The 19,314-nt window shown below is 63.6% G+C and carries 19 protein-coding genes; 12 read left to right on the top strand and 7 right to left on the bottom strand.

What is annotated here, in order from left to right; all coding sequences use genetic code 11:
* Positions 1–191 precede the first annotated feature (191 nt).
* From XI04_RS23795 to XI04_RS23785, 3 genes are all read left to right on the top strand, one after another.
* Positions 192–683 (top strand): (2Fe-2S)-binding protein, encoded by a 492-nt coding sequence (locus XI04_RS23795; protein ID WP_028139556.1) that lies wholly within the window; start codon positions 192–194, stop codon positions 681–683.
* A complete protein-coding gene (locus tag XI04_RS23790) occupies positions 680–2,974 on the top strand; it encodes a xanthine dehydrogenase family protein molybdopterin-binding subunit (protein WP_028139557.1) in 2,295 nt (764 codons plus the stop codon). Before XI04_RS23795 ends, XI04_RS23790 begins: the two co-directional genes overlap by 4 nt.
* Before the next feature lie 374 nt (positions 2,975–3,348).
* Positions 3,349–4,443 (top strand): HD-GYP domain-containing protein, encoded by a 1,095-nt coding sequence (locus tag XI04_RS23785; RefSeq protein WP_028139558.1) that lies wholly within the window; start codon positions 3,349–3,351, stop codon positions 4,441–4,443.
* Between the two features lie 108 nt (positions 4,444–4,551).
* On the opposite strand, the gene XI04_RS23780 is transcribed toward XI04_RS23785, so the two are convergent.
* Both XI04_RS23780 and XI04_RS23775 read right to left on the bottom strand, forming a co-directional pair.
* Positions 4,552–6,132: an AMP-binding protein gene (locus XI04_RS23780; RefSeq protein ID WP_028139559.1), complete on the bottom strand. Its 1,581-nt coding sequence runs from the start codon at positions 6,130–6,132 to the stop codon at positions 4,552–4,554.
* Positions 6,133–6,369: 237 nt separating this feature from the next.
* Positions 6,370–6,780, bottom strand: a complete 411-nt coding sequence (locus XI04_RS23775) for a VOC family protein (RefSeq protein WP_028139560.1) — start codon at positions 6,778–6,780, stop codon at positions 6,370–6,372.
* A gap of 125 nt (positions 6,781–6,905) precedes the next feature.
* Here XI04_RS23775 and XI04_RS23770 point away from each other — a divergent pair, with 125 nt between their 5' ends.
* Both XI04_RS23770 and XI04_RS23765 read left to right on the top strand, forming a co-directional pair.
* Positions 6,906–7,880, top strand: a complete 975-nt coding sequence (locus XI04_RS23770) for a Bug family tripartite tricarboxylate transporter substrate binding protein (protein ID WP_028139561.1) — start codon at positions 6,906–6,908, stop codon at positions 7,878–7,880.
* Between the two features lie 149 nt (positions 7,881–8,029).
* A complete protein-coding gene (locus tag XI04_RS23765) occupies positions 8,030–8,308 on the top strand; it encodes a DUF3551 domain-containing protein (RefSeq protein WP_028139562.1) in 279 nt (92 codons plus the stop codon).
* A gap of 55 nt (positions 8,309–8,363) precedes the next feature.
* Here the strand turns inward: XI04_RS23765 and XI04_RS23760 are convergent, their stop codons facing one another.
* The gene (locus XI04_RS23760; RefSeq protein ID WP_028139563.1) at positions 8,364–9,611 is read right to left on the bottom strand and encodes a S1C family serine protease; all 1,248 of its coding nucleotides are present in this window, start codon (positions 9,609–9,611) and stop codon (positions 8,364–8,366) included.
* Between the two features lie 201 nt (positions 9,612–9,812).
* Between XI04_RS23760 and XI04_RS23755 the strand changes: the two genes are divergently transcribed.
* The 4 genes from XI04_RS23755 to XI04_RS23740 all read left to right on the top strand — a co-directional run bounded on the left by XI04_RS23755 (position 9,813) and on the right by XI04_RS23740 (position 12,223).
* Positions 9,813–10,430 (top strand): hypothetical protein, encoded by a 618-nt coding sequence (locus tag XI04_RS23755; protein WP_028139564.1) that lies wholly within the window; start codon positions 9,813–9,815, stop codon positions 10,428–10,430.
* A complete protein-coding gene (locus tag XI04_RS23750; protein ID WP_173015749.1) occupies positions 10,417–10,791 on the top strand; it encodes a winged helix-turn-helix domain-containing protein in 375 nt (124 codons plus the stop codon). Before XI04_RS23755 ends, XI04_RS23750 begins: the two co-directional genes overlap by 14 nt.
* 32 nt (positions 10,792–10,823) lie before the next feature.
* Complete coding sequence (locus XI04_RS23745) at positions 10,824–11,564, top strand: di-trans,poly-cis-decaprenylcistransferase (RefSeq protein ID WP_212475294.1); 741 nt, start codon at positions 10,824–10,826, stop codon at positions 11,562–11,564.
* A gap of 122 nt (positions 11,565–11,686) precedes the next feature.
* Positions 11,687–12,223: a GNAT family N-acetyltransferase gene (locus XI04_RS23740; RefSeq protein ID WP_028139567.1), complete on the top strand. Its 537-nt coding sequence runs from the start codon at positions 11,687–11,689 to the stop codon at positions 12,221–12,223.
* Positions 12,224–12,278: 55 nt separating this feature from the next.
* Here the strand turns inward: XI04_RS23740 and XI04_RS23735 are convergent, their stop codons facing one another.
* Both XI04_RS23735 and XI04_RS23730 read right to left on the bottom strand, forming a co-directional pair.
* Positions 12,279–13,346: a hypothetical protein gene (locus XI04_RS23735; protein ID WP_028139568.1), complete on the bottom strand. Its 1,068-nt coding sequence runs from the start codon at positions 13,344–13,346 to the stop codon at positions 12,279–12,281.
* Between the two features lie 3 nt (positions 13,347–13,349).
* Positions 13,350–14,744 carry an MBOAT family O-acyltransferase gene (locus tag XI04_RS23730; protein ID WP_038970654.1) on the bottom strand — a complete coding sequence of 465 codons (1,395 nt, stop codon included), beginning with the start codon at positions 14,742–14,744 and terminating at the stop codon, positions 13,350–13,352.
* Between the two features lie 336 nt (positions 14,745–15,080).
* Between XI04_RS23730 and XI04_RS23725 the strand changes: the two genes are divergently transcribed.
* From XI04_RS23725 to XI04_RS23715, 3 genes are all read left to right on the top strand, one after another.
* Positions 15,081–15,767, top strand: a complete 687-nt coding sequence (locus XI04_RS23725) for a DNA-3-methyladenine glycosylase I (RefSeq protein WP_028139570.1) — start codon at positions 15,081–15,083, stop codon at positions 15,765–15,767.
* A gap of 26 nt (positions 15,768–15,793) precedes the next feature.
* Positions 15,794–16,087 (top strand): DUF1330 domain-containing protein, encoded by a 294-nt coding sequence (locus XI04_RS23720; protein WP_028139571.1) that lies wholly within the window; start codon positions 15,794–15,796, stop codon positions 16,085–16,087.
* Between the two features lie 202 nt (positions 16,088–16,289).
* Positions 16,290–16,583, top strand: coding sequence for a hypothetical protein (locus XI04_RS23715; RefSeq protein WP_271610273.1), 294 nt, complete (start codon positions 16,290–16,292; stop codon positions 16,581–16,583).
* Positions 16,584–16,682: 99 nt separating this feature from the next.
* Here the strand turns inward: XI04_RS23715 and XI04_RS23710 are convergent, their stop codons facing one another.
* Both XI04_RS23710 and dinB read right to left on the bottom strand, forming a co-directional pair.
* On the bottom strand, positions 16,683–18,095 hold the full coding sequence (locus tag XI04_RS23710; RefSeq protein ID WP_028139573.1) for a sensor histidine kinase: 1,413 nt from the start codon (positions 18,093–18,095) through the stop codon (positions 16,683–16,685).
* 105 nt (positions 18,096–18,200) lie between these two features.
* On the bottom strand, positions 18,201–19,301 hold the full coding sequence (gene dinB / locus XI04_RS23705; protein WP_271610274.1) for a DNA polymerase IV: 1,101 nt from the start codon (positions 19,299–19,301) through the stop codon (positions 18,201–18,203).
* Positions 19,302–19,314: the final 13 nt, after the last annotated feature.

Genomic DNA, 19,314 nt, shown 5'->3' with positions numbered 1-19,314 from the left:
GCGTCGGCGCCGTTGGCGCGGCGCACAACGAGCAAGTGCAGAGGCGGTTTTTTCGACTCGTTCCAAATTGCATTTGCCACGGCACGCGAACCCGATCATTCTCGCCGCCAAGGCTGACGCCAGCCCGGTGGGCGTCCGCTATTCAAGTTGCCGTCGTAAGCGGCTTCATGCACCGGCAGGGGAAGACGCCTATGCCAACACTCACCATCAACGGGCGGAGTATGTCCGTGGATGCGGCGAACGACACGCCGCTCCTCTGGGCGATCCGCGAGCAATTGCAGATGACCGGCACCAAGTTCGGCTGCGGTGCCGGGCTGTGCGGGGCCTGCACCGTGCACGTCAACGGCGAAGCCGTGCGCTCGTGCCAGACCATGGTCGGCGACGTCGCCGGCAAGAAGATCACCACCATCGAAGGCCTTTCCGCCAAGGGCGATCATCCCTTGCAGAAGGCGTGGGTCGCCGAGCAGGTGCCGCAATGCGGGTACTGCCAGTCCGGGCAGATCATGCAGGCAGCTTCGCTGCTGTCGAAGAATCCCAATCCGACCAAGGAAGAAGTCGTGGCGCATATGGACGGCAACCTCTGCCGCTGCATGACCTATTCGCGGATCCAGAAGGCGATCATGCGAGCCGCATCCGAGATGCGCACCGCGTCCGCCTCCGGCAACGAACGGAGGCCAACATGAATAAGCACGTCAAGAACGTCACCCCCGCGACGACCGATCTCAGCCGCCGCTCCTTCCTCGTCGGCACCGCCGCAAGCGGCCTCGTGCTCGGCTATGCCGGCGTGCCCGGCATCGATTCCGCGTCGGCTGCGGCTCCCGCCAATTTCGAGCCGAGCGTCTGGTATGCGATCTCGCCGGATGGTCTCGTCACCGTGACCTGCGGCAAGGCCGACATGGGCCAGCACATCGCCTCCACCATGGCGCAGATCGTCTGCGAGGAGTTGGGCGCGAAATGGAGCGACATGCGCGTCGCGCTCGCCTCCAACGATCCGAAGTTCAACGATCCCGTGCTCGGCGCACAGATCACCGGCGGCAGCTGGTCGACCATGATGAACTTCGAGGCGATGAGCCGGGCGGGTGCGGCCGGTCGCATTGCGTTGACGGAGGCCGCCGCTGCAGCCATGGGGCTGCCGCCCTACTTCAAGGACCAGCTGGTGGTGCGCGATTCCATCGTCTCGCATCCGAAGTCGAGGAAGCAGATGTCGTTTGCCGACATCGTCAAGAGCGGCAAGGCGACCAAGACCTTCACGCCGGACGAGCTGAAGGCGATCAAGCTGAAGACGCCGGACCAATACACCATGATCGGCGTGTCGGTGCCGCAGCTCGACATCCCCTCCAAGACCAATGGCACGGCCAAGTACGGCATCGACGTGATGCTGCCGGGCATGGCCTACGGCAAGGTGGTGACCCCGCCGGTACGCTTCGGCGCGACGGTGAAGTCGGTCGACGACAGCGATGCCAAGAAGGTGCCCGGCTTCATGAAAGCCGTCATCCTCGACGACAAGACCGGAACCACCTCCGGCTGGGTCGTCGCAGTGGCGAGCACCTACGCCAACGCGCGCAAGGCGGCGGATGCGCTGAAGATCGCCTATGACGGCGGTCCGAACGCAAAACTGTCGAGCCAGTCGCTGCTGGACGAGGCCAAGCGGCTTCAGGGCCTGGAGGATTCCGGCCAGTTCTTCGTCAAGGACGGCGATCCGAACGCGGCCTTCGGTTCGGCGGCCAAGGTGGTGGAGGCGGAGTACACCACCAGCATCAACATCCATGCGCCGCTGGAGCCGATGAACGCCACTGCGGAGTTCAAGGGCGACATCCTGCACATCTATTCCGGCAACCAGTTCGCGACACGCTCCGGCGCGATCGCTGCGGGTGCGGCCGGGATCGATCCGAAGTTCGTCGTCATGCATCAGCATTGGCTGGGCGGCGGCTTCGGCCGGCGTCTCGATGCCGACATGATGATTCCCGCGGTGCAGGCAGCGAAGGCGGTCGGCAAGCCGGTCAAGGTGATCTACTCGCGCGAGAACGACATGACGATGGATTTCTCGCGTCCGCTCACCTACCAGAAAGTGAAGGCCGGCGTGGACGGCGACGGCAAGCTCGTCGCGCTCAGCCACGACGTGGTCTCGGCCTGGCCGACCGCGCGCTGGGGAATCCCCGATTTCCTGACGCCCTCGGTCGACAAGAAGGGTCCGCTCGACAGCTTCACGGTCAACGGCGCCGACTTCTTCTACACCGTGCCCAACCATTATGTGCGGGCGATCAAGAACGAGCTCGCGCACAACGCCACGCCGTCCGGCCAGCTCCGCTCGGTGGCGCCGGGTTGGACCTTCTGGGCGGTCGAAAGCATGATCGACGAGATCGCGACTGCCACGGGCAAGGATCCCGCGCAGTTCCGCATCTCGCTGCTCGACGGCGCCGGCAAGAACGACGGCGGCGCGCAGCGGCTGCGCAACACACTGCTCGCCGCGATGGGACTGTCGGGCTACGGCACCAGGCCATTGCCGAAAGGCGAGGGCATGGGGGTTGCCTGCGTCTCGTCGCAGGAGCGCGCGACCGCAAGCTGGACGGCGTGCGTCGCCCATGTCGCGGTGGCGCCGTCGGGCGCGGTCACCGTGAAGAAGCTCACGGTCGCAACCGACGTCGGCACGCAGGTGCATCCCGACAATATCCGTGCCCAGGTCGAGGGCGCGGCGCTGTGGGGCCTGTCGCTGGCGATGTACGAGAAGGCGACGCTGAAGGACGGTGGCATCGAGCAGACCAATTTCGATAGTTACACGCCCTTGCGCATGAGCCAGATGCCCGAGGTCGCGGTTACCGTGATCGCCAATGGCGAGAAGGCCACCGGCGTCGGCGAGCCCGCGGTCACGGTGGTCGCCCCCGCCATCGGCAACGCCATCTTCAACGCCTCAGGCGCCCGTGTGCGGGCACTGCCGATCACGGCGGAAGCCGTGAAGGCGAGCATGAAGGCGTAGGGCCGAGCGTGATTGCAGGATGAGACGATCCGCCGAAGGCCAACCTCCGGCGGATTTGTTTGTGGTGATCCGTATCCCCACAAGCCGTCATGCCCGGGCTCGTCCCGGGCATCCACGTTCTTCGTGCTCCGGGGCCAAAGGCCGTGGATGGCCGGGACGAGCCCGGCATGACGGTGAGAATTCCTCTTATCCATCAATGGCTTCCTACTGTGCATGGGGTTGTTTTCGCGATTTTTGAGTTCTCCCTCCTGGAACCCACATCCGTAAAATTGCGCCCAATTCCGCAAAGTTCCATTGAGCACGCCTCTTAAGGGCCGGAGAACCTGATCCGGCTTAGGCTGACGCCAAATCCAATCCCGTGCTTTGGGGAAGTCATGAACGCCTCAGCCAAAACCGCCGCCAAACGCCGGCTTCTGCTCGCCTCCGACCGGAGCGACGAGAGCACCGAGCTCGCCAGCATCCTGAAGGCGGTCGGCGATGTCTCGACGGTGACGACGCAGGGGATTCCCGAGCAGCCCTCGCGCGATCTCTCCGGCCTCGTGGTCGATATCAACCTGCGCTCGCCCGAAAGCGTGCAGCGCGTGCGCAACAAGCTGCGCGGCGATGCCTATCGTTCGATGCCGCGGCTGTTCGTGCTCGCCGATGCCCTGCATCACGGCACCATGCAGGCCTGGGCGCTGGGCGCCACCGACACGATCTCGCGGCCGCTCCAGGCGGACGCCATCCTTCAGCGCATCCGCGCAGCCTTCCCGGACACCGCCGCCTATGACGCGACCGACCGCGGCAAGACGCTCAACCGCGGCGTCGAGGCGGCGCACGCGGTGCTGGCGAAGATGTTCGAGAAGCTGCCGCTCGGCGTGCCCCTGACCTTCGACGACGTGATCGCCGCCGAGAGCAAGATCCTGAAGGCGATCAAGCATTCCTCGCTGCGCGAATGGCTCACCACGGTGGGCTGCCACCATGTCGGCAGCTACCGGCACTGCCTGTTCGTCACCGGCTTCGCCGTCTCCTTCGCGCAGCACCTCGGCATGCGCGAGGACGACCAGCGCCGCCTGACCCGCGCCGCGCTGCTGCACGATGTCGGCAAGGCCTTCGTTCCCTCCGCGCTGCTCGACAAGCCCGGCAAGCTCTCCGACGATGAGATGGCCGAGGTCCGCCAGCATCCGCGCCGCGGCTATGACGCGCTCGCAGCCCAAGGCGGGTTCCCGCCGGAGATGCTCGACGTCGTGCTGCATCACCACGAATTCCTCGACGGCTCAGGTTATCCGAACGGCCTGTCGTCGAACCAGATCAGCGACATCGTCCGTCTGACGACGATCGTCGACATCTACGCCGCGCTGGTCGAGAAACGCGCCTACCGCATGCCCTTCACGCATTCCCGTGCGTTCGGGATGATGGAAGGCATGGGCGGCAAGCTCGATCAGCAGCTGCTGCAGGCGTTCAGGCCCGTGGCGCTGGGGGCGTTTTAGGCGAGATGCCGTAGGGTGGGTTAGCCGAAGGCGTAACCCACCTCTTTGGTATCCGCAGAGACAGAAGTGGTGGGTTACGCTTCGCTAACCCACCCTACGGCACCGTCCTCACCCCACCATCTTCCGCAGTTCCGCCTTCGCCACCTTCTCCAGTGTCGAGCGCGGCATGTCGTCGACGAACCTGATCTCGCGCGGCAGCTTGAAGTCGGCGAGGCCTTTGCGGCAGGCTTCCATCACGCGCTCGTGCAGATCAGCCGCAGCACCGGCGACACCGCCTTGCGGGATGATGAAGACCACAGGCACTTCGTCCAGCATCGGATGCGACTTGGCCACGACAGCCGCCTCGCGCACGCCCGGCACCTGCGCGATCACCTGCTCGATCTCGGAGGCCGCGACGTTCTCGCCGCCGACCTTCAGCATGTCCTTGGCGCGGTCTCCGAACTTGATGAAGCCGTTTTCCAGTCGCTCGACGCGGTCGCCGGTGAGGAAGAAGCCGTGCGCGTCAAAACTCTCGCGCGTCGCATTCTCGTTGTGCAGATATTCGGCGAACAGCGACAGGCCGGGGATGCCCTTGATCGCGAGATTGCCGGTGTCGCCGACCTCGGTCGGCCGGCCGTCGTCGCCGGTGATGCGGATTTCATATTCCGGCGCGGCGCGGCCGATCGACATGGGTATGTTGGGCTGGTCGACTTCACCGACGATGCCGTGGGTGATGGTCTCGGTCATGCCCCACCAGCCGATCATCTTGACGCCGAAGGCGGCAAAGGCCGGCGGCTCGTTGATCGCGGTGCCCCACAGGCGGAATTTATGGTCTTTCGGGATCTCCTGCTCGAGCAGTGCCTTCATGCAGAACGGGATCGTCGAGGTCCAGGTCGAGCCATGCTCGCGCGCGACGCCCCAGAACCGGCTCGCGGAGAAGCGCGGCTGGATCACGCAGGTGGCGCCGACCCACAGCGTCGCCAGCATGGAGTAGGCGAGGGCATTGGTGTGGAACAGCGGCAGATAGGTCTGGTGCACGTCGCTGGCGTGCAGGTCCTCGTGCGCGGCGTTGATCTTCGCGCCCCACAGCGCGTTGGCGTGGGTCCACAGCACCGCCTTGGGGCGCGAGGTCGTGCCCGAGGTGTACTGCACGCTGCACGGCGCCAGCGGATCGGCTGCGCGCCTGGGGCGGTCGGCGCTGTCGGCGAACAGGGATTCAAAACTGTCGCCCCGCGAGACGCCTAGCGCCGGCGCCGCCCCCGCATCGTGCGAGGTCACCACCATCCAGCTTATGTTGCGGCAATTCTGCGCGACGATCTCCGCATAGGCCGGCTGCGTGATCGCGGCGACCGCGCCGCAATGATCGGCGAAATACGCGATCTCGGCCGGCGCCGAGCGCGTGTTGGTGGTGACCGCGATGGCCCCTAGCTCGACACAGGCAAACCAGGCCAGCAGCGCCTCGATGCAATTGTCGAGATGAATGAGCACATATTCGCCCGGCTTCACGCCGCGCCGTGCCAGCCCTGCCGCGAGCGCGCCGACCCGCTCGTGAAATTCGCCATAGCTCCAGCGCCGCGCCGGCGCATCGAACGGCGCCCAGATCAGGAACGGATGATCACGCCGGACCTCGGCACGCATCCTCAAGAGCCAGGGCACGTCGAGCCCGTCGAATGGGCCGACGATTCCGGCTGGAGTCTGTTGAAGCGACATGATTCCTCCCGTGCAGCCTGCATCTTGATGGCGGCTGCCTTTTGATGATTGCGTCTTCCTGCCACCGGACGGCGCGGCGAGAAGATCCGCGGGGACGCGGAAATGCACGCTCTCTCCCCGTCATTGCGAGCGCAGCGAAGCAATCCAGTCCGTCTCCGCGGGGGCAGTCTGGATTGCCTCGTCGCAAGAGGTCCTCGCAATGACGGTGTTTGGGGCGGGCAGCGAGCCCACCCTCTCTCAATCCTCGTACGACGAAATCTCGATCAGGCTGCCGTCCGGATCCCGGCAATAGACCGAGCGCAGCGTGCCGCGCGCGCCCTGCTTGGGAACCGGGCCTTCCTCGATCGCGACACCGTGTGCCTGCAAATGCGCCACCACCTCATTGGGCGTGGCGGAGGTGAGGAAGCAGAGATCCTCGCTTCCGGCGGTCTGATGGTCCGCGGTGAACCACTCCACCTTGTCGGCATCGCGCGGCCGGACGTTGATCTTCTGGTTACCAAAGACCAGCGAAGTCCGCGGCGCTTTGCCGCCGCCGGGGTCGAACACCTTGACTTCCATGCCGAGAATCTTGCCGTACCACTCCGCGGTGGCCGCGACGTCGGCGACGTTGATCACGAGATGATCGAGGGCTTCGACCTTGACGACCATGCCTTATCCTTTCGTCGCGATGCGCCCCGCCCACTTTGCGCCTGCGGCAAGCTTTGTTACAACCTCGCGGACGCCGGCTTCAAGCTATCTGGCTTCAAGAACAACACGTTGGGAGAACCCTTGAGATGATCACTCGCCGTACCGCGCTGGGCCTGCTCGCCGCCAGTCCGCTTGCAGCCACCCCGCTGTCGAAGGCCCTTGCCGCCGATTATCCGGCCCGCCCGGTGAAATGGGTGGTCGGCTATCCGCCGGGCGGGGCCACCGACATCCTGGCGCGGCTGATCGGCCAGCGCCTGTCGGAAAAGCTCGGCCAGCAATTCGTGATCGAGAACAAGCCGGGTGCCGGCAACAATATCGCCACCGAATCGGTCGTCAATGCCGAGCCCGACGGCTACACGCTGCAGCTGGTCAATCCGGCCAACTACATCAACGCCTCGCTCTACACCAATCTGAAGTTCAACTTCGTGCGCGACATCGCGCCGGTCGCCTCGTTCCAGCGCGTGCCGAACGTGATGACCGTCAACAAGGACGTGCCGGCCAAGAACGTCGCCGAGTTCATCGAATACGTGAAGGCCAATCCCGGCAAGGTCAACATGGCCTCGTCCGGCAACGGCACCTCGGTGCATCTGTCCGGCGAGATGTTCATGGCGATGACCGGCTGCAAGATGCAGCACGTGCCCTATCGCGGCGCGGCGCCCGCGATCACCGACATGCTCGCCGGCCAGGTGCAGGTGATCTTCGACAACATGCCCTCGATCATCCAGCACATCCGCTCCGGCTCGCTCCGCGCCATCGGCGTCACCACCACGGAACGCTCGCCGCAGCTGCCTGACGTGCAGCCGATCGCCGACACCGTCAAGGGCTATGAGGCCAGCGCACTGTTCGGCATGGGCGCGCCGAAGAACACGCCGAAGGAAATCATCGCCAAGCTCAACGCCGAGGTCAACGCGGTGATCAAGGAGCCCGACATGGCCAAGCGTCTGGTCGAGCTCGGCGGCGAGCCCCGGGCGCAGACGCCCGAGGCGTTCGGCGAGGAGATCAAGGCCGAGACCGAGAAGTGGAAGAAGGTCGTCGAGTTCGCCGGCCTGAAGGTCGAGTAGCGGTCTTGTGATCGTGAGGATAGGAGCCCTGCCGTCCGGCAGGGCTTTTTTCTTGCGTGCTTTGTTTCGTTGATCTGGAATAAAACGGCGCTGCGAAACCTGATAAGGGATGGCGCCGTATCTCGGGCCAGCTAGAGAGGAGTTGGATCATGCGCAAGACGCAATTGGTGCTGCTGACGTTCAGTGCGGCGGTCCTGGCCGGCTTCGCCACCGTCACGCCCGCGGCCGCGCGCGACTATCCATGGTGCGCCCAGGGCGGCGAATTTGATTATCCCGGCGAATGCACCTACAGCACCTATGAACAATGCCAGGCCAGCGTGTCCGGCCGGCTGCTGTATTGCGATCGCAATCCGCGTTTCGCCTACGGCCAAGGGCTGCCGGCGCAACCGCGGCCGCCGCGGCGCGTGCGGCCTGTTGCTCCGTATTGAGGATCGACTGACTTCGTAGCCGGATGTCGCTCCGTCCGGCTTACGGCTCGCGCCGCTATCGTTTCGCTTCCGCCTGCTCCGTCGCGTTGCACGAGATCAGCATCGTGTACGGCCGCGCGTTTCCGGCGATGTCGGTGGTCTTGAGTTCACCCTTCGGCTCGGCGGTCTGGTAAGGCACCACGGAATTGTCGAGGAAGTCGCGCAGCGCACCCGTCTTGATGGCGAAGTTGATATTCTCCGGAATGTTGCCGGTCGCGGCGGCGATGCGCAACGCCGGGATCTTTGCGGTGACCACGCCCACGATCTGACCGGTGGTGTCGAACAGCGGGCCGCCGCTATTGCCGGGCTGCACCGGCGCGCTGATCTGCAGAAAGCGCGTATCGTTGCGCATGCCGCTGAGCGAGCTCGCGATGCCGGTCGTCACGGTGAAGTCCGACGAGAGCAAGCCATGGAACGGAAAGCCGATGACGATGACGGAATCGCCGGAGCGGATCGAGCGGTCGCGAATCCGCGCAAAGTCCTTGAATGTCGTCGTCGATGGCGCCTGCAGGAGAGCGAGGTCGTTGCTTGCGTCGCTCGACACGACGCGCAGCACCATCGAGACCTCACCGGTGAGATTGCCCTTGATGTCGCCAACGCAGCCGTCGATCACATGGTGATTGGTGACGATGTGACCGTTCGCGCTCACCACGAAGCCGGTGCCGGTCTTGGCCCTGGCAACTTTACTGCCCGCCGGCGGTGATGGCTGCTTCTCCGCCGTGGCGGCCGGTTTGGCCGCCCCCTTGGTGAAGTCGCCGGCCTTGTCGAGCCCGTCGGCTTTCACCTTGCTCACGCAATTCGCCAATGCCGCGATCACCGGCCCGGTCGATGTCAGATCGAAATTCAGCACGGTGCGGCCGCTGGTTGCGACCATCAGGCTTGCCTTCTGAAATGTACGCACCACGTTGGCGGGCATGACCGCCGTGAGCATGTTCGGCTGATTGGCCGTGGCGAACAGCCTCGCCTGCTCCTGTCCGTCGAAGATGACGTCGATCGCGGCGTTCTCACCTTGCTTGAAGCGGTAGCTGGGACTCGCAAAGGCGAGCGACCAGGTGCCGACAGCGTTGTAGCCGACCACCAGGATAACGCCGTTGAGGTAAGGCGTCGTCGCGGCGCAATGGGAGAAGGCGCCGGTCTGGTCGTTGCTGAAGGCGCCGCCGATCCAATTGCCGACATTGACGCTGCCGAACGGGCCCGCCGCATTCGCGGCTCCGGCGATACCAATTTGCAATAAAGATCCGAGAATTAATGACTTAAGCCACATACCAGCCCCCGGGACGCTTTTGGACCGCATCTTATCTACGGGAGTAGGGGATGCGCAACCGGCAGTTGTCTGGGCCGGCGGTATCCTCTTGCAGCAACTTTCGAGCTTGCGTTTGCTTTGCGATGCCATATACTTTGCATCACAAAGTAACGGGACGAGCAATCCCGGAGACACGGGCGAAGCGAGGTTCTGCCGTTGCCAATGCGCGATCTCGACAAGGCACTGGCCGACATCGTGGCGATTCGCAGCCAGATTGCGGCTGGTACGGCGTTCCGCGGCTATGGCCCGGCAACGATGGCAGCGACCGGCGCTGTCGCGCTACTCACCGCGATCCTGCAATTCTGGCTGCTGGGCGATCCCACCGGCGAGCCGCTCGGCTTTTTCCTCGGCTGGTTCATAGCCGCCGCGCTGTCCGGCCTGATCATCGGGATCGAGATGCGTGCGCGTTCGCACCGCCATCATTCGGGTCTGGCCGACGCGATGATCCACCAGGCGGTCGAGCAGTTCCTGCCGGCAGGCGTTGCCGGCGTGCTGCTCGCGGTGGTGATGTGGAAGTTCGCGGGCGAGACGCTTTGGCTGCTCCCGGGTCTGTGGCAGATCCTGGTATCGCTCGGCATTTTCGCTTCCGTCCGCTCGCTGCCGCGCACCGTCGCGCTCGCCGGTGCCTGGTATTTCGTGTCCGGCTTCGCCGTGGTGGTGCTCGCGAGCCAGACGCACACGTTGTCGCCATGGACCATGGGCCTGCCCTTCGTGATCGGGCAGTCGGTGATGGCGGGCATTCTCTATGTCGCATCCGGAGACCATGATGTCGAAGACTGACAGCGCGCCCTTCTCCTATGAAGGGCTCGACCGCGTGATCCACGAGAAGGCGAGGCTCGGGCTTCTGAGCTCGTTGATGGCGCATCCCAAGGGGCTGGCATTCGCCGACCTTAAACAGCTCTGCGGCCTCACCGACGGCAATCTCAGCCGGCATCTCGGCGTTCTGCAGGAGGCCGGCCTCGTCGAGGTGACCAAGGGCTACGAGGGCAACCGCCCGCACACCACCTGCCGCCTCACCAAGACCGGGCGCCGCCGTTTCCTCGACTATCTCGCCGTGCTCGAGCGCCTGGTGCGCGACGCTGCGAAAGCCGCCGGCCGCGAGGCGCCGCCGCTCGGCCGCCTCGGTATCGTCTCGACCTGATCTTCCCCCCTTTTTTGACCGGAGACTTTGCAATGCAAAGTGACCTTGCGTCCCGCAACGAGAAGCTTCATGTCGGCATCATCATGGATGGCAACGGACGATGGGCGACGCGGCGCGGCCTGTCGCGCGTGCGCGGCCACGAGGCCGGCGTCGAGACCATCCGCCGCATCGTCGAGGCCGCGCCAAAACAGGGCATCGGCACCCTGACGCTCTATGCCTTCTCCACCGACAATTGGCGGAGACCAAAGGCCGAGGTCGCGGCGCTGATGACATTGCTGCGCTTCTATCTCGCCCACGAGGTGCAGAGCCTGGTCAAGAACGGCGTGCGCCTCACCGTGATCGGCCGCCGCGACCGGTTGCCTGGCGGCATCGCCAACGCGATCACGCGCGCCGAAGAGACGACCGCTGAAGGCTCGACGCTGCACCTGCGTATCGCCGTCGACTATTCCGCGCGCGACGCCATCCTCAATGCCGCGGCGAAGGCGGCCGCGCTGACGAGCCTTACCCGCGAAGCCTTCTCGCAGCTCGTCACCGGCGAAGCCGGCTTGCGCGACGTCGATCTCATCATCCGCACCTCGGGCGAGAAGCGGCTGTCGGACTTCCTGCTCTGGGAAGGCGCCTATGCCGAGCTGCACTTCACCGAGCGGATGTGGCCCGAATTCGACGCGAGCGATCTCGCCGCCGCCTTGGCCTCCTTCCACGGCCGCGAGCGCCGCTTCGGCGGCCTTCAGGCGATCGTGCCCGAGGAAGTGCCTTCGCTCTCCCGTGTGTGACGCGCGGCACATGAAAACGAGCTGTTCGTTTTCATCCGCATGATTGGCAGCTCCGTCCAAGCGGACGGCGCGCGGCCTCGGCTAGGTCTGCAAGTCCCAGCAACCTGCCGAAAGCATCACGCATGTCACAGCTGTTTCCGGGAGCCGTCGTCGAGCCGGTCGAACTGGCCGAAACGAAGGGCATGGTCTGCATCAGGACCGCCAGCGAATCCGATGTCGAGAGCCTCTCGGTCTATTTCACCGGCCTTTCCACGACATCGCGTAGCAAGCGCTTCATGGGCGCGCGAACCGATCTCTCCGTGGTCGCGGCCGAATGCGTCGCCAAGAGCGGTGGCCGCGACCACTTCACCTTGCTCGCCGAGCTCAGGGAGGAGGGACGGGGCAGGATCATCGGCGAAACGCTATACGCGTACGATGCGATGGCTCGGCATGGCGAATTTGCCATCTCCGTTGCCGATGCCTTCCAGCGCATGGGGCTCGGCTTTCAGATGATGACGGCGATGGAGACGCGCGCGGTCGATCTCGGCCACGAGATGATCGCCGCCGAGACGGCCCGGACGAATGCCGAGATGCGCGGCCTGGCGAAGAAAGCAGGTTTCAGGGATACCGGACTGGGAGATTGGCAGTCGGTCCACCTCGCGAAGCGCTTGTCGCGTTAGCGAGCGCGAAAATCCACCATCTCATGAGGACGCGCGGCGCGCGCCAGCGGACGACTCAGTCGCTGGCGGATTTTCCCAGGATTCTCCGGTTAGCCAGGGTCTTGGCAAGTTGCTCGGTGTAGATCATCCGCGCCCATCGATGCAAATGCGCCGGATAACGCGCATACAGGATGTCCAGCATGACGTCTGGGGTATCCAGGAATTGCGACTGATCGAGGCCAAGTCGAGCCGCAATCCTCTTGCCTGCCTCGGTGTGGAAGCTCTGCGGGTCGCCCTGAGCATTGACGGAATTGACCGGCGAGATCACGAGATAGACCTTTGACCGGTCAAGCTTCGAAAGCGTTACGGACAGGGAGTTGAGCGCCTTCTCGAATTCCGCGTTCATCACGAACGGTTTTGAGGCGGGGAGCGGCTTGAGAAGAACGTGGCCGGGCAGCGTGGCCCTGAAAGCCTCCAGCGAAGGAATATCAAGCATTCGGTTGGGGTCGATGGCGCTACCGTGCTCGCTCCATATGGTCGAAATGAACTGATCCTTGCCGCCGTAGTAAATCGCATAGGCGCCAGGAAGCGGGGTGTACACGGCTCGCTCCATCAGCAGTCGGATGTATTCGAGACCGCCGGCCGGAAACGTCAGGCCGGAAGGAACTTCAAAACGGTCGGTCCTGATGAAGGTCGGCCACTCATTCCATCTTGGATCGCGCTCGAACTGGATCGGATTGAACACCAGAACGAGTTTCTTGGGCTGGCGTCCGCGGGCGATCATCTTGTCGAGCATGGCGGCGTAGCCATCCGGGCCAACATAGCCGATGGTGCAGAACGCCTCGACGTCGGATCCCGGAAACGCGTGCAACAAGGTCGGGACGTGAATCCCAAACAGGCAAGAGCTGTCGCCGAGAAAGGCGAGATCGGATGCAGGCAGCCGCTCGGAACGCCTGATCTGCTCGAGGACGATGTAGGTCTCGATTCCGCGAGACCATTGGTGGTTGCTCTGCTGATGGATGAAATTCGCGATTCCGAGGATGAGAGCCGTCAATACGGCGACCGGAACGAACTTGCGCGCGACAAGCTGAAGCGCATTGGTCAGCGGCGACTTTATGATCGCCTGGAGCGTGCGTTTCAGCATGGCCTAGAACTGAAAATAGATGAAGGTTGCGTTGACGTGCCCGGACGCCGCGATCGTCACAGCCGCCAGGGCCGCAAACAGCGGATACCTCATCCACGCAGGTCGGCGGATCAGGAAGTAGTCCCCGTGCGACTGCAATTGCCATTCCAGCAGCATCAGCGGGGCCGACAGCGATAGAATTGCGAGCGCGACGGCACTGTGCACCGGGGCCCATTCCCAGTTCTTGAGCGCACTGAGCATGCCCACCAGCAAATTCCAATTTGCTGCTCGAAAGAGGAACCAGCCGACGAACACGACCAGCATGGTGACGGCCCAGCCGGCGCCGCGGGCGATCTTCGAAGGGGGCTCGTCTCCGCCGGGCAATTTACGCCACATCGCAAGCACGGTGCCATGAAGCAGTCCCCAAAGAACGAATGTCCACGACGCGCCGTGCCAGAGGCCTCCCAAGGCCATGGTCAGCATCAAATTCCGGTTCGTGATGGTCTCGCCGCGACGGTTTCCACCGAGCGAGATGTACAAGTAGTCCCGTAGCCATGTGCTGAGGCTGATGTGCCAGCGTCGCCAGAATTCGCTGATCGATACCGACCAGTAGGGGTAACGGAAATTCCACGTCAGCTCGAAGCCGAACAGAAGCGCGACGCCTTTTGCGATCAGGCTGTATCCGTTGAAATCGGCGTAGATCTGGATGCCGAAGGCGATCGTGGCGAGCACGACCGACCAGCCGAAGGGTTGATCCGGAATGAAGAGCGTGTCGACGATCACCGCCAGGCTGTCCGCCACCACGACCTTCATGGCGTAGCCGTAGATCAGGAGCCAGAGTGCGCGGTCGGCATGATCAGCCGTGAATTGTCGCGGCTTCGAAAATTGATCCAGGAGATTGCTGGCTCTCTCGATCGGTCCCGCCACGAGTTGTGGGAAGAACGCCTTGAAGGCGAGAAACTTGACGAGGTCTCTCTCCGCAACATGCTTGCCGCGATAAACGTCCACCACATAGGCGATGCCCTGGAAGGTGATGAAGGAAATGCCCAGCGGCAGGATGATGCGCAACGTCGGCAGGTTCGGATTGAGACCCGCGCGTTGTGCAATCGTCATGAACGAATCGACGAAGAAGCTGAAGTACTTGAATATCGCGAGAACGATGATCGCCACTGCGACCGCGGAAAAGAGCAGAAGCTTTCGGGTGTGCTCGTGATGGGTCGCGGCGATCAGAATCGCCGCGGCATAGTTGACGACGGAAATTCCGACCAGCAGAGGCAGAAAACGCCAGTCCCACCAGCCATAAAAGACGTAGCTTGCCGCCAGGATGATGACATTCTGGACCGCGAGCCTGGAGGTGGCGTGGTAGAGCAGGAAGGTCGCGGGCACCAGACCGAGGAACGCCACGGAGACAAAAGACATTGCAAGAATAGGTCACATTATTGGGTCGCGACGCCGCTCGTCGTTCTACTCAGTCTGGATGACGATGCGAGCGGGGTTGCAACCGGGATTGCGAAGATAAACCACAGTCCCAGCGAGGCGGTGACTGAGGCCGCTTCACTGGCAGTGGCATCCAACAACAACTTTGAGATGAAATCAGCCGCTATCCACCCGCTCCCGCTTGCGGGCGGCGACGTCCTTGGCCGAGGACCCGACCACGTGCGCTTGGCGCGCCGGCGTCACGGACTTCACCTCCGCGGTGCTGGACCTCTTGATCCAATTCTGGTGTCTTGACGATCCATCAACGCGGATGTCCGCATGACCTCCTTCAAGACCATTCGTGCCCGCGCTGAGAAGCGCAAGGGCGGGCCCAAGGCGCTGGAGAAATTGATGCCGGCAAAGCCGGACCTCAAGCGGCTGGCCAAGCTCGGCGACGACCGCGTCCTCGCCGAAATGACCAGGCGCGTGTTTTGCGCCGGCTTTGCCTGGAGCGTGATCGAGACGAAATGGGACGGCTTCGAAGACGCCTTCCTGCATTTCCAGCCGGCCAAGCTCACCTTCCAGCCCGAGGATTATTGGGAAGGCCTGCTGCGCGATGCGCGTATCGTGCGCAACGGTGCCAAGATCATGTCGGTGCGCGACAACGCCGCCTTCGTGCAGGAGATCGCGAAGGGGCATGGCAGCTTCGGCAAATTTCTGGCGAAGTGGCCCTCGTCCGACGAGATCGGCCTGCTCGGTCTCATGACCAGGCGCGGCAGCCGGCTCGGCGGCAATACCGGGCAGATGCTGCTGCGCTTCGTCGGGTGGGATGGCTTTGTGACGTCCGGGGACGTGGTAGCTTGCCTGCGCGATGCCGGTCTCGACATTGCCGAAGAGGTCAAGTCGAAGGGCGATCTCGCCAAGGTGCAGGCGCAGTTCAATGCCTGGGCCGAGGAGACCGGTCTGCCCTACACATATCTGTCACGCATCTGCGCGCTCTCGGTCGGTGAAAGCCGCAGCGCGTAGCAGGTCCCCGAAGCCAGGAAAGAAAAATGGCCAAAGCCTATTGGGTTGCCACCTACCGCGCGATCAAGAATCCCGATGCGATGGCGGCTTACGCCAAACTGTCGCGTCCGGCGATCGAAGCGGCGGGCGGCCGCGTGCTCGCACGCGGGATGCCGGCCGCGGCCTTCGAACTCGGCCAAATGGAGCGCGTGGTTCTCATCGAGTTCGACAGCGTCGAGCGCGCCAAGGCGGCGTATGCAAGCCCGGCCTACCAGGCAGCTCACGATCTGCTCGGAGACGGTGCGGACCGCGACATCCGGATCGTCGAAGCCGTCGATTAGACCCGCCCGCGGATAAATCGTGTGTATCCTGTGGCGATCTCGTGCCGCGAGCGCGGCAGATGCAACGCGCGATCACGAAATACATTTTTGGGGAACATTTGTGCGCAGCACCTGTTCGGAGTCGAGCCAGGCGGACAAAGGCGTAGGGAACGCGTGCTCCCGCCCGGGGCCAACGAAACCGTATACAGAAACGGAGCAGCTCATGAAGCTCACATCCGAACAGGTGAAGCAGACCGTCAACCAACTCGGCGCTCAGGTGCTGCCCGACGAACATCCGGCCATGCCGCAGCTCAACAGCATGTTCGGCGATCATACCTTCTTCGTCGACGAGATGGGCCTCAAGGTCCTCGAGCCCACACCATCGCTCGGTCCCGATCGCCAGAGCGGCGAAGTCGTCAGCCTCGCCGATTGGGGTGATTCCGACCTGACGCGCCTGATGGCGCACGAGCCCGAGCCGACCGGCGTGATCGTCGTGTTCGAGCACGTGAGACATTGATTGCCCCCGAGCGGGTCGAGCTTTATCGGTGGCGGGGTTGAAAATCCCGTCACCGTCGGCCGCGCGCCGCTCTCCGAGGCGGCTCCAGCGATCGCAGTTTCATGCATCGATCGGGATCTCGATCGCGATCTGAGTCCCTGGACCCCTCTTGCTTTCGAGGCGCAGGCGCCCGTTCAGGGACGAGGCCACCAAATTGAATGCGATGTGCAGCCCGAGGCCGGCATGTCCGCTCTCGCGGCCGGTCGTGACGAACGGATCGAAGATCTGCGCCTGCAATTCCTCGGGTATCCCAACGCCGTCGTCGGTGCAGACCAGCCGGACCCGTTTCGCGTCCGGCTGGCTGACTGTGAGCGCGAATCTGCCGCCTCTCTTGTCCGGGTACGCATGCCCCGCGGTATTGAGGGCGAGATTGCTGATCACCTGCGCGAGTGCGCCCGGGTAGCTGTTGAGCTTGATGCCTGCCGGGCATTGGACGTCAACCGTCAGAGCATGGTGCGATAGCAGCGGCCCAAGCTTGGACATCAGCTCAGCCAGCCAATCCTTAAGCTCGAAGGCGCGCCGGTCCTCATCGGCCTGGTGGACTGCGACCTGCCTGAAGCTGTGCACCATCTCGGATGCGCGGTGCAGGTTATCGAAGGTCAGGTCGAGCCCCTGTTTGAGCCTGTCAATTCCCTTGGTCAGATCGGATCGCCGGACCGACGCTCCGCCCAATGCATCGGCGATTGTCTGTAGATCCGTCTGCATGGCTGTCGAGGTCGTCAGGGCGAGGCCAAGCGGAGTGCTGACCTCGTGAGCGACACCGGCCACCAATCGACCGAGCGAGGCGAGCTTTTCCGCCTGCACCAGATGCTCCTGGGTCGCGCGCAGATCGCGCAGCGATTTCTCCGAACGCTCCTTTTCCCGCTGCAGCGCCTCCGACGTTCGGAATTGCTTTCGCGCCCGGTATTCGCGCGCGGCCACCGCGTAGAGCGATAATGCGTAGGCGTTGCCGACGAGAGAGTGATTGATGAATCGCAGGCCCATCGGCATCGTCGGTGCGAACGTCTCGGCGACCAGCAGCGCCAGCCACGACAGCAGGCAGAAAATCGCCAGCGAGCCGATCCGTAATGGCAGCATGGTGGAGACGAACAGAATGATCATCATCATGCCGGGGGCGGCAAAGGTGAAGCCCGACGGCAGGACGAGATAGATGCTCGGCAGGATGCAGCCGGGAATGACGCAATAGACGAGGAAAATCGTCTCTGCCCATGGCTTCATCAAGCGCCGTGACAGTAACGCGGTCAGCGGGAGCAGCACGAACAGTGCGGTGCCGCCACGGATGGCAAGCGTGGTCGGAACGACTTCGGGATAGAGCACCCAATCCCAGAGGGTGTAGCCGGCATAGGTGGCGGCGCCGAGCAGCATCGCGATCTGCGTCCACCCGAGACTGCCTCGGACGTATTGGTCGACAAACCGGCGCTCCTCGATGCGGTCTTCGAAGCGCAATCCGAGGCGTATCAATAAGGCGAGCATTCCAGCATCAATCGCGAAAAATCGTGTTTTACTGTCTCTACGACAGGTTTTGCGCCGCGTCGCGGATAAAGATGTCGCGTTCGGCGAGGGGCCTGTCGGCCCCGTTCAAATGCCCAAGGTCAGCTGCGGCTCCGCATCGTCCCCGGTCTGGAGCGCGGACAGCGAGACACCCAGCAGCCTGACGCGCTTGGGCAGCGGCATCTCGACTTCGAGCAGGCCGCACGCCAGCCGTTCCAGATCGTCCCGCCCCGCAACGGCCGCTGCGACGGACTTGCTGCGCGTGATGATCTCGAAGTCGGCAAACTTGATCTTCAAGGTGACGGTGCGGCCGCGATTGCCGGTCGCCTCGCAATGCCGCCAGACCTTGTCGACGAGAGGCTTGAGCTCGGCCGCCAGCGCGCCATATTCGGCGAGGTCGGTCGAGAACGTGGTCTCCGCGCCGATGGACTTGCGGATCCGGTTGGCCCGGACCGGCCGATCGTCGACACCACGCGAGATCCAGTAGTAATAGGCGCCCGACTTGCCGAAATTCGCATTCATGAACTCCAGCGTCTGATTGCGGATGTCGAGGCCGGTGAACAGGCCGAGCGCATTCATCTTCGCAGCCGTCGCCGGGCCTATGCCGTGAAACCTGCCGACCGGCAGCGTCTCGACGAAAGCCGGTCCCATCTCCGGCGAGATCACGAACTGACCGTTGGGCTTGCGATGATCGGAGGCGAGCTTGGCCAGAAATTTGTTGTAAGAGATGCCCGCCGACGCGTTGAGATCAGTCTCGGCCTTGATCTTCCCGCGGATCTTCAGCGCGATGTCGCGCGCCAGCGGGATGCCTTGCAGGTTTTCCGTCACGTCGAGATAGGCCTCGTCGAGCGACAAGGGTTCGATGATGGGCGTGTGTTCGGTAAAGATGTCGCGGATCTGCCTGGAGATCGCCTTGTAGACCTCGAAGCGCGGCCTGACGAAGATCAGATCGGGACACTGCCGCTTCGCAGTGACGGAAGGCATCGCGGAGCGAACGCCGAACTGGCGCGCCTCGTAACTGGCGGCCGCAACGACGCCGCGTTCCGCGGAGCCTCCGACCGCGACCGGCTTGCCGCGAAGGTCCGGATTATCGCGCTGCTCCACCGATGCATAGAACGCATCCATGTCGATATGGATGATCTTGCGGACGGGTGAGGCTTCGCCGGTCACCGTGTCGGATTCGCTCATGGAAAGATGATAC

It is taken from the genome of Bradyrhizobium sp. CCBAU 11430 (assembly GCF_028128855.1).
GTDB lineage: Bacteria > Pseudomonadota > Alphaproteobacteria > Rhizobiales > Xanthobacteraceae > Bradyrhizobium > Bradyrhizobium ottawaense.
This window is presented reverse-complemented; position numbering and strand designations above follow the sequence as displayed.